Origin of the sequence: Paraclostridium benzoelyticum (assembly GCF_001006285.1) — a bacterium.
In the GTDB taxonomy this organism is placed as follows: Bacteria; Bacillota; Clostridia; order Peptostreptococcales; family Peptostreptococcaceae; genus Paraclostridium; species Paraclostridium benzoelyticum.
Map to the genome: position 1 here is coordinate 1 of NZ_LBBT01000218.1, position 13,898 is coordinate 13,898.

Here is a 13,898-nt window from a genome sequence, read left to right on the forward strand (position 1 = left end):
TATAATATAAACTATTCTATAAAATTAAATATACCAATACATTAGAAGGCTATAGATTATCAATTAAATGAGTTTAAAAAAGAGTTATCTAAAAGCTTATTGAAAGCATATAAGTAATGGTTTAGAATATGCTATAGAAAAGCTAAAATAAATATGTGTCGTGAAGAAATTCATTAAATTTGAAGGGGGAATTTATGAGTACGTATATTATAGTAAGTGCAGTTTTTGTTCCTATATATTTGTTTTATAATTATAGATGTTATAAAACAAATCAAGTATCTTACTGGATAACACAAGGTATGTTGTGGGAGGATTCATTAAAAGTAATAGATAGTATTTACTATGATTTTCAATACAAGAGTTGTATAAAATCTTGTATTTTATTATTTATTATAATTATTTTAGGTACTATGCTTGACTGGGAGGCTACCTTTTTAATTGTATTTTTAATATCATTTCATGGGACAGTTTCAATGACAAAGCACTTTGCTTTTAAGAAAAACTACTTATTAAAAAGTAAAGATGGGTAATTATGTTAGTTAGCTAGGTAACAAACTTAATAATTTAAAAGAAACTAGAAAAATGGTTAGAAATTATTAAATAAATAAAGTTAATTAATCTTAGAATATAAAACTATTGATTCAAGGTTAACTTAAAAAAATAAAGTTTTAATAACGTAGAAAAGAGTGTACTTACTAGAATTAAGTAATTCAAACAAGTACACTCATTTTTGATATAACTATTCCCTAAACCTAAATTTTAAGACTTGTTGTTTTAATATAAAAACTGCACATAAAAGCATATGTTTTATTGAGCAGTTTTTTTATTTATCACTACTTTTTAATTAAATATTTTTTATCATTATTAAACATATATTTATTTCATCCCAAAGTTCTTTTATTTCTTCCAATGGGTAAAAGCCAACACTTTTATAGAACTTCCTTGTATCTGCATAGTACTTATTTGGATTTGATGGTCCTAGTGTTTTAACTTGAAGAAATTTAGTACCTTTGCTGGATAATGTGTTATTAGCAACCTCAACTAATGATTTTCCAACATGCTTACCTTGATATTCTTTTAATACTCCTATAACATATATTTCTGATGTGTACTCATTATTATGCTTTATACTTATAAATCCAATAGGTTTTTCTACGTCATAAGCTACATAAAATTTAGTATCTTTTACACCTTCTACATATTCAACTATAGACTCTTCAATATCAAACCACTCAGGCAGTTTTCTTAATATGCAATCAGCAACATTAGACTTAAGTTCAATATCATGTATTTCTATAATCTTAAACATAATTATCCCCCTAGCATTTTTATAATTCATATTGAAACATTTTATAATTAAATCATATCAGAACTTTTAATTTAATTGTTATTTGATCAAATATAATTTATTAGATGATTTTTTATAAAATTAAGGCTGCAACGGGTTCACCCGTTATAGTGATAGGGTATAACCATAGGTATATTATGGCGTACTTGAAGAGATGTATATTGTGATATATACATGAATTAGGATGGTAACACGAAGTTTAACTCTCGTTCCTAAGATTAATTTCTTAGGGACGGGAGTTTTTTTATTATAAAAAATTATTTAGGAGGTATTGGATATGAATATTTTTATAGGAGGAGCGTGGCCATACGCTAATGGATCACTTCACATTGGTCATATAGTAGCCCTATTACCTGGAGATGTAATAGCTAGATACTATAGAAAAAAAGGCGATAATGTTCTTTATGTATCAGGTAGTGATTGCCATGGAACGCCGATATCAATTAGAGCAAAGTCGGAAGGTGTGACTCCAAAGGAAGTAGCAAATAAGTATCATAGGGAATTTAAGTATTGTTTTGATAAATTGAATTTTTCATATGATTGTTATGGAAGAACTGATTGTGAGTTTCATAAAATAGAAGTCCAAAATATAATCACTTCTTTGTACAACAAGGGTTTGATTTACGAAAAAAATGTAGAACAGGTTTATTGTAATAGTTGCCAACAATTTTTACCCGATAGGTATGTTGAAGGTTTATGCCCTAAGTGTAAATCAACCGCAAGAGGGGATCAATGTGACCACTGTGGATCTTTGCTAGATCCTTTAGAATTATCAGATAGAAAATGTAAGTTATGTGATGATTCACCTACAATAAAAGAATCTAAGCATCTATACTTTGCTTTATCTAAATTTCAAGATGTTATAAAAGATAATTTAGAGGCAAATAAAGATACATGGAAAATAAATGCTGTAAATAATACAGAAAGATACCTTATTGAAGGGTTACATGATAGGGCCATATCAAGAGATATTTCTTTAGGTATAGATGTACCAATAGATGGATTTAAGGATAAGAAGGTGTATGTTTGGATAGATGCTGTACTTGGATATCTTACAATGAGTAAAAAATGGGCAAGAGATAATAACAAATCATATCAAGAGTTTTGGAATGATGATGCAGTTTCTTATTATGTTCATGGTAAAGATAATATTCCGTTTCACTCGATAATACTACCAGCTTTATTAAATGGAATTGAATATACAAAATTAGTTGATAGAATTGTATCTAGCGAATATTTAACATTAGAAGGCAAAAAGATTTCAACTAGTAATAACTGGGCTGTATGGATTCCTGATATAGTAAAGCGTTATAATTCTGATTCATTAAGGTACTTTTTCTTAATAAACGCTCCAGAAAAACGAGATTCTGATTTTTCATGGAGGGAATTTGTAAATAGTAATAATGGAGAGTTACTAGGAGCCTACGGGAACTTAGTTAACAGAACTCTAGTGTTTATAAAAAAGTATTATAATAATAAAGTTACTAATGGTGAGATTGATAAAAATATTAAAGAAAGCATAAAGCAATTATATAATGAAGTAGGTGTTCTTATAGAAAAAGGGAATTTAAGAATTGCACTTGAGAATATTTTTGAAGTTATAAGGAGTGTAAATAAGTACTTTGATTCAAGTACACCTTGGATAACGGTAAAAGAGGATAATGAAAGATGCAAAAACAGTATATATACTTGTATTTATGCTATTGTAAATCTAGCTAACTTATTAGAACCATTTTTACCAGAATCTTCGTTGAAAATAAAAGAATAGCTATCTATTAATCATAGTAAGTGGAGTGAAATAGAAAAAATAGAGTGTACTTTACCATATGAAATTTCTATATTATTTGAAAGACTGGATAAGAAAACAATAGAATTAGAAGAAGAAAATTTTAAAATAAAAACTCATTAAACTAGTTCTTAAAAACACGTTTAAAGGTATCTAGTAATAATGCCCTTAAAATCTATTTATTTAGATTTTAAGGGCATTAACTTACTTTTTATTTTCTCTAATTGCTTGTGTCAACTTTTTAATATTGCTATTTATACAAAATAATACAATTATAATTAATACATATTCCAAGCCACCTTTACTATTTAAAAGTGTATTATTTATATCATTCATAGTATTAGATAAATTATCTATTGAACTATGTATATAGCTAAGTTCTTCTTTTATTTGTTTAGTTTCATCCACACTCTCACTCTCCCAATATATTCTAAATAAATTATAATTTCAAAATATTAAAATGTCCATTAAAACAGATGCTTTTGTAATCATGTATAAGAAATTTTAAGACTATTTAAATTAGTATAGGTAATTTAAATAAAATAGAGTTAACGATAAAGAGATTCAGTATATAATTACCTTAAAGGGGGGAAGTAATTATGAGGAAATATATATTGATTAGTTGTTATTTGGTTATATTTTCAATGTTTTTGATAGGATGTGATATTAATACAAATGAAAATCAACTTAAGTTAGTTAGAAATCATTCCTCTGAAAGAAGTATTAGTGGGATGGGGTTAGATTATGACATTGAAAATTTTAAAAAAGGTAAATATGAGATTGATTTTTATGCTAAGGAATATAAAAAAGGTGAATTTATAAAAGATCATAAATTATATAACTTAACTTTAGATATTGAAAATAAGAAAGTGCCAGTAAGCGTATATCAGGAAGATAAAAATATAAAGCTCTTTATTGAGCCAAACTATCAAGACATAACATTGGATTTCTTTGAAGATTCAGATATGGGGATTGCATTATCGGGAATAGAAGTAGAAAAGATATTAAAATTTAATAAAGACATACCTATTGCTATATATAGTATTGCTGGTGAGGATAAATCGGTATCTAGCGTAGATATGGAAGGTGATTATAAGCTAGGATCAAATGAAAAAGATTTAGTTATATTTATGAAGATAACACAAATAACTAATCCTTAAAAACTTGAATTAATCATTTATATAACTACTAACCTGCCTGAGTTATATAAATGATTAACTATTTACTTGTTTTTAGCTAAGAGATTAGCACCCATTAAGTCAGTTATTATTATTTCAGAGTCTTTTGGTATATCTTTGTCCCATGCAGTAATTTTAACCTCTTTACCATCTATAATAGCCTTTCCTTTGTGTCTTGCTTTGATTGAAGACGTTGAAACACCAGTATGGTTTAAATACTTTGCTTTTTTTGTATTTAGATATGCTTTCAACATACCCCTTTCTATTATCCATATAAGTAGTACTACAACTGATGTTATTATTCCCATTTTAAGACTTGTAGAAAATACAACTACACCAACTAACATGCATACAGATCCATTTATTACCCCGTTAATCTGATCTTTTGAGTCGTAAATAGTTATCCCTTTAAATTTTTCTATTGCTACAAAAACTATTCCATATATTATAAAAAATAAACCTAAATAAAATCTAACTGTTTCCATATCGAAACCCATAATTACACCCCCTATATTTACTATGAACATCTATTTATATATATTCTTTATTTTATATAGTAGTATATAAACAAGTAAATAAATAGTTTCTAAAGTGAAAATTTAACACTTGCTAGGTTTTAGTTCAGAATTTATAGCTTTTAGTCCATTGAAGTTTTTTAAAAAATATAATAATGATAAACTAAAATTAAAGTTTAAAGGGGAAGAGGCAATAGATATGACAAAAAGAAAAATAACTATAGAATTAGAGCAACGTTATTTTAATAAAAAGGATTTAAGTAATGCTACATATGAATATCTACTAAATAAAGGACATGAATGTTATTTAGTAGATGAAGATACAATAATTCTTGATGGCGAAAAGTATATGATAAATGAGTGGAATATAAACAACATTGTTCCAACACAACAAGTAATTTTAAAGTTAATGAAATAGAATCAATTACACTTTAAAGCACATTTAAATATACCTAGCAAAAATGCCATTAGAATCCATTTATTTGGGTTCTAATGGCATTGACTTTACCTTAAGTTTAACTGCTAGTTTAGCAATATTTTTATTTGAACTATAAGTTTGTTTTCAAGAATCATTTAAAATCTCCTTGTGCAAGGTATCTCCTATACATCAATGTACTTTTAATATATAAGTTGTTTTATTTTATATGCTTTAACTTCATAAAAGACCACACTTTATCTAGTGTAACTTCAAATTTATCATTAATATTAGGATATATAGTTACAAACCCATTTTTAAACTCAGATTTATCAAAATTAAAATCTGCCCACAGTAATTGCTCATAACCATATAGCTGACAGACAACCTTTTTATTATTCATAAATATCATTTGAACCATATCTTCACTTTCAGTTTTCTTTATATCTTTCCACTTATAACATATTGTTTTATATATTGTTTCAGGAGAAGTATTCGTATCAAACACATAGGCTTTATCCCATTTAAACGGAGTCAATTTACTTAAACTAAGGTTTTTATAAGATTTATCTTTTGGATTCTTTTCAAAGTATAAAGTTGTATTTACTAGTTTCCTAAAAAGCATATCAAAATTTTTATCTTCTTGACTTTTTTCAAAATAAGTTACTTTACTGGATTTTTCAACTATATCCCATTTATTATTATTTTTTTCTAATTGAAAATTAATTTTAGAAATGGCTTCTCCATATTTTCCAGGTTGAGTTACTATAACTGTTTCACCAGATTTATTCTTGTAATTATGTTGATCAAAATCTTTATGAGTGTGTCCTGCAACTATGGCATCTATCCCATTAACTTCTTGTGCTAATTCTTGTATTCTATTTTCAGGCTTCTTATCCCCTTTTTCCTTCTCTCCAGAATGAACAACAGCTAATATAATATCTGGGTTTTCTTTTTTCATAACTGGAACCCATTTTTTAGCCTCTTCAACTAAGTCACTCATATACAATGACCCATTAAAATCATCTAACTCTTTTAGCCCATCTCCTAAAGGTTTAACAGTCCCATTTTTTAACGTTTGATATCTTTGACCTACTTCTTTTACAGTAAGCCCTAAAATTCCTATTTTAACATCTCCATCAGGAGTAGAAACTTTTTTCATTTTATAAGGCTTTAAATAGTTATCACCATTTTTTTTATGAGTATTTGCCGATAATATATCAATATTTTGTTTTTTAAAATCAGAAACTATATCATCTAGTTGAGCTTTGCTATTAAATAGAAATTCATGATTTCCAAGCACTACAGTATCATAGCCTATTTCTTTAATTTCTTTTGCAAATGGAAATTCTACATATTTATGATTCCTATCATCATCACAGTCTCTATCAAAACAATATTTATCCATAGTTGAACCAGGTGTACCACGATCTATAAAGTCTCCTGCATCAACTACAATTGTATTTTTATGTTTAGATTTTTCACCTTGTATATAAGAAGATAACTCATAAGGCATAAATCCATGTAAATCGGAAGTTGCCAATATATTTACTTCTGAACTTTTTGTTGAACTACACCCTACCATTAAGAAAATAAATAGCCCTAAAAACCCTATTATTAATCTCTTTTTCATCAGATCCATCACTAGTTTTGTCTTTTGTGTTAACTGGAATATTTTAACATATAATGTTGTTGGGTTTACCAAACTTGGACTAAGATAGGACTATTTAGGACTAATATAATTATATTTCTTTAATACAACTGTTCATTTCTATTAGTACATATCATAGTCACATACTCTCTTCATTATAAGAACACCTAAACCCTTGAAGTTTCCAGTAAACTTTTTAAACGGATATTTAAATATATAAAGTCTTCTATAGATGGGTAAGGGCATCAACTCTATTCTAAAGTGAAATTTTAAGACTAATGATCTTTTAGTCCAAAATTTATATAGTTCATTCCAAATTTAAAAATTAAATTTATATATTTGTTATAATATGAAAGTTATTAAAGTAGGACAATTTATGGGGACTAGATTTATTTCAAACCATAAAATTACTTAAAATGAGATAATAATGAGGACTTTATTTTATGAAAAATAGTACAAAATTTTTTTTAATATGCTTAATATTTTTAACTGGGTTTATATTTTTCAATGTCAAATATAAAAGTTTTGATAAGGAAAGTTTACCTGTAGATTGGAAAAAAGATGCCAAATCGGTTATGGAAGTATATATAAATGCAATAAATACAAAAGACTTAGATCTTATAAATGAATGTATATTTAATATGGATGGTTATGATTATAATTATATAGGTTTTGATGGTCCAGCGAAAGGAACGTTTGATGATATAATATATATCAAATATCTAGATTCAGAAGAGGTTCCATTTAAAACTGTTGAAGGTAGGTTGAAAAATGGAAAATATCTTTATTTTAAAGAGGGAAAATCACTTGATGTTAAATATAAAGTTAAATACCTATTTGAAAATCAACCTGAAGAATCAGGTATAAATTATCTAAAATATAATTTAATTAAGAACGAAGATGGAGATTATAAAATAATATCATGCGGATATTAGAAGTTAATTAAAATAAAAATATTTATGAAAATATAGAGCTATTCTCATATTTGAGGATAGCTTTTTAGTAAAAAAGCAATAAGTTTACTTATTAAAAATAGAATAAATTACAATTTAAAACTTGTTTAAAGTGTAGTAGTAAAAATGACCTTAAAATTCATTTACTTGGATTTTAAGGTCATTAACTTTATCATTGTTGTAGCTTTTTCCACTTTCGTATTTTTGTCCTAAATGACTTGAAAGGTGCAACAGTATTTATATGAATCCACTTCCATATTGGCCAATTTGAAGGGGTTGATGATGACCACTTTCTTCCGCCTTGTTGAAATAACTCCGTATCTGTATATGTATTTATTAATTGTATAATTTTATTTTCTGTTTCTACAAACATATCACATAACTCTGCTAGAGTATATATATCATACTTTTTATAGAAACTTTCATATAAATCACCAAGATTATTCCATTTATAGTCTGGGGTTGGGGTTATAACAGTAATCCCCTGCTGCTCTTTACTTTCCCAATCAAGAATAAGATTCATCCATCCTAATTGATAAGCAATCATTTGAGCTGGAGTTTTATCTACTCCATCAATTAATTTATCTTTATCTTTTTCATTAATACAATTAAATTCTCCTATGAATAATTTTGAACGATTTGAAATTTCTAAAATTAACTCTTCTCTATTTTTATATTCCACCAATTTACAATTCCCCTTTTAAAATTCAAATTTACCTATATTATATATTAATTACTGACTTAATCTCAATTTGTTTCATCTGTATTTTCAGTAAAGTACAATGTGTAGCCCTCACAGGAAACGACCAATGTATTTTCCTTTGAGGTATCTTCATATTTAGTAACACTTTTACTCAAAACACCTTTTTTATTATTATCAAATATTACTTCGTAAATATCTTGAGAAGAATCCATATTTGTACAGTTTCCAATCCATTTATTACCGCTACTTTTATCTGTAATAGTAACAGAAGAACCTTGTAAAATACAGACAATATCCTTAACAATAGCATTTGAATAAACATCTTTACTTTCATTTGAACAATAAATAACTTCTCCATTATTATCTTGAATAGATCTCATATTCCAAGTTGTTTTTTGATTATCATTACTACATCCACTTATACAAATACAAAACATACATAGTAAAATAGCTGTAATTACCTTTTTCATTAAATTTATCCCTTCGTAAAATATAAATAATATTTGTTTTACTTTTTATAACTATTGATTGCAATTAAAATCTTTCAAAGAATTTCTATTGTATATATACATAGAGTTTAATAAAATAACCACTAAAACAGTTATTTTTTCAATCTATTAATTTCTATAGAGAACAAATATATTAATCCAATACTAAAAATTAAAACTCCAATCAACATAAATGAGTGAATAAATATATTTAATACAGTATATGTTTAATTTATAAAGTTCTGAATGTTATTTTGTTGTATGGATATTAAATATGGTACCGTGAACATTTTTAACTTTAAGTTCTGCTATAATTAAATAAACAAAGATCTAGGGGGGGATTAAAATAGAGTACACATTACTTGTGATTTCAGCAATTATAATACCATTAACTCTTTTTATATATAGTTTAATATCATATAAAAAGAAAATTATTATTTACACTAATAACAATGAGAATATGAATGTTAAAAAGGATTCTTATTATAGTTTGCAATTATTATTTTCAATAATTACTTGTATTTTACTAGTTTTTGAGAGTGTAATGGCTATTAACAGTATAGGTGTTTTTATATGTTACTACATAGCTACAATTTTCATAATGAATTATTTATTAAGAGTTATATCGGTTAAAATGAACTATTTAAGTGCTAATTAGTATTAGGTATTTCAAATATGAGACGCTTTTTAGATTATTAAAAGAAATAATAAGAAAAGTAGCTTATAAATTAGAGGAAAAACATTAAGTGATTAAATTTATATAAAATTAATCACTTAATGTTTTTCCATTTACTCAAAAAAGGTAAGCTGACATAATCATGATACTTGAATATATTAAAGGGGATTATATATAGGTAGAATCATAAAAAGTTTTTTAATAAATACCCTAAGTTAAAGGTGTATATTAAAAAAGCCATTAAAATCCATTTATTTGGGTTTTAAGAACTTTAATTTATATAAATCACTTTACTATTAGATATTTATTTGATTTACAATGTTAAGAAAAAATTAATTATTTACTAGATTTATAGTATACGCTGTTTTGGTGTAACAATAAAAGAAGTAATTACTAAAATCATGCTTAAAATCCAAGGTTTGAGTTCAAAATGATTAGATAGTAGATTAACTCCTGATATTATAAATAAACTATATTTAATTAAAAATAACATTGCATTTTTGGAAAAGTTTCTTATAAAAATCATTTTCAAACATAAATAAACCATTATAATCCCTAAAAAGCATAATAAAACTCCTAAAAAATCTTGAATTAAATAATAATAATGAAATTCCATATATAATTACTCCTTACTTTATAACACTTAAAAATAGTATTTATTAACCCTATTTTTAGATAATTGTACTTTCTAACTCTTGTTCTTCATAAGTTTTCATTGTAATTCCAGTAATACCATATATAAATGATATTATGGGAGTTATCCAACTTAAGAAACAATACGGTATAAATTCAAATGGGCTAACTCCCAATGTCTGACTAGAAAATATTGCATTTGAATTCCAAGGTATTAATGGTCCTCCTAATGTAGCAGTATCTTCTATTATTCTAGATAAATTTTCTGGCTTTAATTTAAATTCTTTATATAAAGGAGACATTATAGTTCCAACAAATACAGATGTAAACATCATAGAAGAACTAAATGCATTTGCAAAATAACTAACAACAAATGTAGATCCAACTAATTTAGCTCTAGAATTACCAATCCTATCTATAATAGGTTTTAACAATACTTCTAAAAATCCTGTTTTTTGTAGGATTCCAGCTACTATAAATACGATAAATACTAATAGTACGGTTTCAGCCATACTCATTATGCCACCACGATTTAATAGCTTATCTGCATAAGAGATTCCAGTTTCTATAGAATATCCATTAAGTACATAGTTTAATAAATCTCCAATTTTTTGTCCTTCTTGAATCACAGCTATAATACCTCCTAAAAGAGCAGATGCTAATATAGAGACTATTGGGGGATTTTGAAGTAGTAATAATACAAGTAAAAATATTATAGGGATTAATGATACCAGCCCAATATTAAATGTAGAACTTAGAACTTCCTTTATTTGATTTATTTGATTATAGTCTATAACATTGTTAGCATATTTAAGCCCTATAACTGTATATAAAACTATACATATTAGATAAGCTGGAACAGTTGTAAACATCATATGTTTAATATGAGTAATTACATCCGTTTTACAAATAGCTGCAGCTAGGTTTGTGGAATCTGATAATGGAGACATCTTATCACCAAAGAATGAACCAGAGATTATAGCTCCAGCTGTAAGACCAGCAGGAATCCCCATACTATTTCCAATACTCATTAGAGCTATTCCAGAAGTTCCTAAAGTACCCCAAGATGTTCCAGTAGCTAATGAAGTAAGAGAACATAATATTAATGTTGTAAGTAAAAAGTACTTAGGTGTTATTATTGTAAGTCCACTGTAGACTATTGTTGGTATTGTGCCAGCAGCAATCCAAGTGGAAATTAAAACTCCTACAGAAAGTATAATTAAGTTAGATTGAAAAGCACTCTTTCCAACCTCAAATCCAAATTCTTCAACTTCACTATTAGTGTATCCTAACCTCATAGCTGCAGGCACTACTATTAGCCAAGATAATAAAAACATTACAGTTATAGATGCTTTAAATGCAACCATACCAACTGTAGTTAAGCTTATAATAGCAATCATTACCAACATTGCAAATTTAAATGTAGGTTTTCTTTTTTCTATATTTTCACTCATGATTTTATTTCCTTTCGATTTTCAATATATTTATTTTTAAATAGCTTTTTTAACTCTTCTTTTATCCATATCTGGATATTTTGCTTAAGAGTTATTACCTCGGTCTATTACCTAATCAAACTTGTATTTCATAAGTTTACTACCTCCTGTATCATAGAATTTAAAATTAGTTTTTAAATACAAAAAAACCTCGTCTCTAATTTAATAGAGACGAGGTATACTCGCGGTTCCACTCTAATTTAGATATAAATAAATATATCTACACTCGAAAATTCCAGCACTAACATGCCTAATCACTATAACGGGTGATCCCGGAGAACTCTACTGTTAATTCGAGTTTCTGCTCCAAAGTGCACTTCACATTTCTTCTAAATAGAAAACTCTCACCAATGTTTTCCTCTCTGTGATTTTCCAAAATGCTACTTTACTTTTTCAATGCATTTATAACCTACTAATTTGGTATGGATTAAAATAAATAATAATATAATCTTTTTAAGAAGTCAATCTTTTTTTATTTTTTTAAATGAAAAATTTAATTAAATTATTCGAATACCATATAGATATTTTTGATTTAATTATTATAAATACTTAGATTCACGATTAGTTATAACCTAAAAAAGTTAAGTTTGAGCCTACAAAATTGACTTTTAAAATCTAATGGATTATTTGCTAATTGAATTGTAAATGCAGTAAAAGATGCACTTAAACAGGCGATAATAAAGTAAAATTTATTATCGCCTGTTTAAGTTACATAAGATTATAAATACAACAAAGTTATTTAATATTGATATTGTGAAACATATTTTCTCGAAAGATTTTTCTAATTTATTGATTCTAGACTTTTTACTTTATCAATACATTCATCTGACTTCAATATATCTTTTGATGACGTATCTTCTACGTAATAATCTGGTTGAACTGGATTTTCTTCATCTACAATTGCATCTTTACTCATAAACATATTTGAAGATATTATGGCTATAAGGCCACTATGTTTTAAGTTAATACATAGTGGGTTAGAAACACCACCATCTCCTAAAGTTTCACTTCCTACAAGAGTAGCAAATTTTGTATCTCTACAAAAGATAGAAAAAGTTTCAGCCCCCGAGAAAACTTGATCATTTACTAACACATATATTTTCCCTTTGAATGGGTATTTAGCTTTACCATCTACTTTTAAATTTATTTCATCAAATCCTTTGAGATTATTTATATACCCTGGAGCAATTTTTCTTATATCACTTGGCAATTCAGCTATGGGCTTAAAATTAAAATCAAAGTTTTTAATATAGATTTTCATATTATTCGATTCATTATTTAAAAGCAAATAACCTTTAGTGCTATAGGTTTTATCAGTTATCATTGAGACTAGACTTTTCCAATATTCATCTGATCCACCTAAATTATCTCTAATATCAATTATTAGGGACTTATAGTTTTGTATGTTTTTCAAATAATCAGCAATTTTGTCCATATCTTCAGAAATTGAGCTACCAACTGGATTCATTTGAGGTATTTTTATATATCCCATTTTGTTTTTTTTAATATCTGAACATACAATGTTACTACTATTTTGTATGGAAGGCCCTCTTTTAGGCATATTTAGATACGCGTTATCTGTATTTTTATTAAATAAATTAGGGAAGAAGTCACTCATCTCACTTATAGACTTAATGCTATCGTATGTTGATTTATTACTTACAATATAAGAGTGATAGTTGTTGAGTTCTCCCATTATATTGTTTAATTCTTTAGAAAAAGAATTTAAATTACCTGTATTTTTTATACTTTTTTCATATCGATCATGATTTGCTAGCCATTGATTTTTCGTTATCTTACCCTCTAACCCAAAATATGGATAGGTAACAGTAATTTCATTATATAATTGTTCAAAATCTTGAAGTTTTTCTTCAGTCGTTAAATCAGTTTTATTGCAAGCTACTAGTAAGAGAGTTGAGAAAACTAAGACAAGTAAATACTTTATTTTTTTCATTTCATGGGTCCTCCAAAATTGTATAGGATATAGGTATTACTAATAAAACTGCTAATTATGGCTGTTATATGACTAATAAAAATATCAAATTATTATTTATTCTAA

14 protein-coding genes and 1 other annotated feature are annotated in these 13,898 nt (G+C 26.4%); of the genes, 6 read left to right on the forward strand and 8 right to left on the reverse strand.

Annotation, left to right across the window (positions count from 1 at the left end; genetic code table 11):
• Positions 1-194: 194 nt before the first annotated feature.
• Positions 195-530, forward strand: coding sequence for a hypothetical protein (locus VN21_RS10625; protein ID WP_046823253.1), 336 nt, complete (start codon positions 195-197; stop codon positions 528-530).
• Positions 531-844: 314 nt separating this feature from the next.
• On the opposite strand, the gene VN21_RS10630 is transcribed toward VN21_RS10625, so the two are convergent.
• Entirely contained in the window at positions 845-1,309 is a 465-nt protein-coding gene (locus VN21_RS10630; protein WP_046823254.1) for a GNAT family N-acetyltransferase, read from the reverse strand.
• 316 nt (positions 1,310-1,625) lie between these two features.
• On the opposite strand from VN21_RS10630, the gene metG reads away from it, so the two are divergent.
• Positions 1,626-3,116 (forward strand): methionine--tRNA ligase, encoded by a 1,491-nt coding sequence (gene metG / locus VN21_RS10635; protein ID WP_332840872.1) that lies wholly within the window; start codon positions 1,626-1,628, stop codon positions 3,114-3,116.
• Between the two features lie 222 nt (positions 3,117-3,338).
• Here metG and VN21_RS10640 read toward each other — a convergent pair whose 3' ends face one another.
• Positions 3,339-3,542: a hypothetical protein gene (locus VN21_RS10640; protein WP_021430966.1), complete on the reverse strand. Its 204-nt coding sequence runs from the start codon at positions 3,540-3,542 to the stop codon at positions 3,339-3,341.
• A 191-nt stretch (positions 3,543-3,733) separates the two neighbouring features.
• On the opposite strand from VN21_RS10640, the gene VN21_RS10645 reads away from it, so the two are divergent.
• Positions 3,734-4,294: a hypothetical protein gene (locus VN21_RS10645; RefSeq protein WP_046823255.1), complete on the forward strand. Its 561-nt coding sequence runs from the start codon at positions 3,734-3,736 to the stop codon at positions 4,292-4,294.
• 62 nt (positions 4,295-4,356) lie between these two features.
• On the opposite strand, the gene VN21_RS10650 is transcribed toward VN21_RS10645, so the two are convergent.
• Positions 4,357-4,809, reverse strand: a complete 453-nt coding sequence (locus VN21_RS10650) for an NfeD family protein (RefSeq protein ID WP_046823256.1) — start codon at positions 4,807-4,809, stop codon at positions 4,357-4,359.
• A 217-nt stretch (positions 4,810-5,026) separates the two neighbouring features.
• Between VN21_RS10650 and VN21_RS10655 the strand changes: the two genes are divergently transcribed.
• A complete protein-coding gene (locus VN21_RS10655) occupies positions 5,027-5,245 on the forward strand; it encodes a hypothetical protein (RefSeq protein ID WP_025162403.1) in 219 nt (72 codons plus the stop codon).
• A 217-nt stretch (positions 5,246-5,462) separates the two neighbouring features.
• On the opposite strand, the gene VN21_RS10660 is transcribed toward VN21_RS10655, so the two are convergent.
• Positions 5,463-6,875 carry a metallophosphoesterase gene (locus tag VN21_RS10660; protein WP_046823257.1) on the reverse strand — a complete coding sequence of 471 codons (1,413 nt, stop codon included), beginning with the start codon at positions 6,873-6,875 and terminating at the stop codon, positions 5,463-5,465.
• Positions 6,876-7,336: 461 nt separating this feature from the next.
• Here VN21_RS10660 and VN21_RS10665 point away from each other — a divergent pair, with 461 nt between their 5' ends.
• The gene (locus tag VN21_RS10665) at positions 7,337-7,828 is read left to right on the forward strand and encodes a DUF4829 domain-containing protein (RefSeq protein WP_046823258.1); all 492 of its coding nucleotides are present in this window, start codon (positions 7,337-7,339) and stop codon (positions 7,826-7,828) included.
• Positions 7,829-8,018: 190 nt separating this feature from the next.
• Here the strand turns inward: VN21_RS10665 and VN21_RS10670 are convergent, their stop codons facing one another.
• Positions 8,019-8,528 carry a ClbS/DfsB family four-helix bundle protein gene (locus VN21_RS10670; RefSeq protein ID WP_332840873.1) on the reverse strand — a complete coding sequence of 170 codons (510 nt, stop codon included), beginning with the start codon at positions 8,526-8,528 and terminating at the stop codon, positions 8,019-8,021.
• A 65-nt stretch (positions 8,529-8,593) separates the two neighbouring features.
• Entirely contained in the window at positions 8,594-9,019 is a 426-nt protein-coding gene (locus tag VN21_RS10675) for a hypothetical protein (protein WP_046823260.1), read from the reverse strand.
• A 478-nt stretch (positions 9,020-9,497) separates the two neighbouring features.
• Between VN21_RS10675 and VN21_RS18670 the strand changes: the two genes are divergently transcribed.
• Positions 9,498-9,695, forward strand: a complete 198-nt coding sequence (locus VN21_RS18670; protein ID WP_161794388.1) for a hypothetical protein — start codon at positions 9,498-9,500, stop codon at positions 9,693-9,695.
• 689 nt (positions 9,696-10,384) lie between these two features.
• Here VN21_RS18670 and nhaC read toward each other — a convergent pair.
• Positions 10,385-11,800 carry a Na+/H+ antiporter NhaC gene (nhaC, locus tag VN21_RS10690; protein ID WP_046823263.1) on the reverse strand — a complete coding sequence of 472 codons (1,416 nt, stop codon included), beginning with the start codon at positions 11,798-11,800 and terminating at the stop codon, positions 10,385-10,387.
• 203 nt (positions 11,801-12,003) lie between these two features.
• Positions 12,004-12,245, reverse strand: a binding site (T-box leader).
• 375 nt (positions 12,246-12,620) lie between these two features.
• Positions 12,621-13,793, reverse strand: a complete 1,173-nt coding sequence (locus VN21_RS10695; protein WP_046823264.1) for a S41 family peptidase — start codon at positions 13,791-13,793, stop codon at positions 12,621-12,623.
• Positions 13,794-13,898 lie beyond the last annotated feature (105 nt).

Bases quoted from the DNA above. Each gene is read 5' to 3' on its own strand.
- VN21_RS10655 (WP_025162403.1), top strand. From the start codon at position 5,027: ATGACAAAAAGAAAAATAACTATAGAATTAGAGCAACGTTATTTTAAT.
- VN21_RS10645 (WP_046823255.1), top strand. From the start codon at position 3,734: ATGAGGAAATATATATTGATTAGTTGTTATTTGGTTATATTTTCAATG.
- nhaC (WP_046823263.1), bottom strand. From the start codon at position 11,800: ATGAGTGAAAATATAGAAAAAAGAAAACCTACATTTAAATTTGCAATG.
- VN21_RS18670 (WP_161794388.1), top strand. From the start codon at position 9,498: ATGAATGTTAAAAAGGATTCTTATTATAGTTTGCAATTATTATTTTCA.
- VN21_RS10695 (WP_046823264.1), bottom strand. From the start codon at position 13,793: ATGAAAAAAATAAAGTATTTACTTGTCTTAGTTTTCTCAACTCTCTTA.
- VN21_RS10625 (WP_046823253.1), top strand. From the start codon at position 195: ATGAGTACGTATATTATAGTAAGTGCAGTTTTTGTTCCTATATATTTG.
- metG (WP_332840872.1), top strand. From the start codon at position 1,626: ATGAATATTTTTATAGGAGGAGCGTGGCCATACGCTAATGGATCACTT.
- VN21_RS10660 (WP_046823257.1), bottom strand. From the start codon at position 6,875: ATGAAAAAGAGATTAATAATAGGGTTTTTAGGGCTATTTATTTTCTTA.
- VN21_RS10630 (WP_046823254.1), bottom strand. From the start codon at position 1,309: ATGTTTAAGATTATAGAAATACATGATATTGAACTTAAGTCTAATGTT.
- VN21_RS10650 (WP_046823256.1), bottom strand. From the start codon at position 4,809: ATGGGTTTCGATATGGAAACAGTTAGATTTTATTTAGGTTTATTTTTT.
- VN21_RS10675 (WP_046823260.1), bottom strand. From the start codon at position 9,019: ATGAAAAAGGTAATTACAGCTATTTTACTATGTATGTTTTGTATTTGT.
- VN21_RS10665 (WP_046823258.1), top strand. From the start codon at position 7,337: ATGAAAAATAGTACAAAATTTTTTTTAATATGCTTAATATTTTTAACT.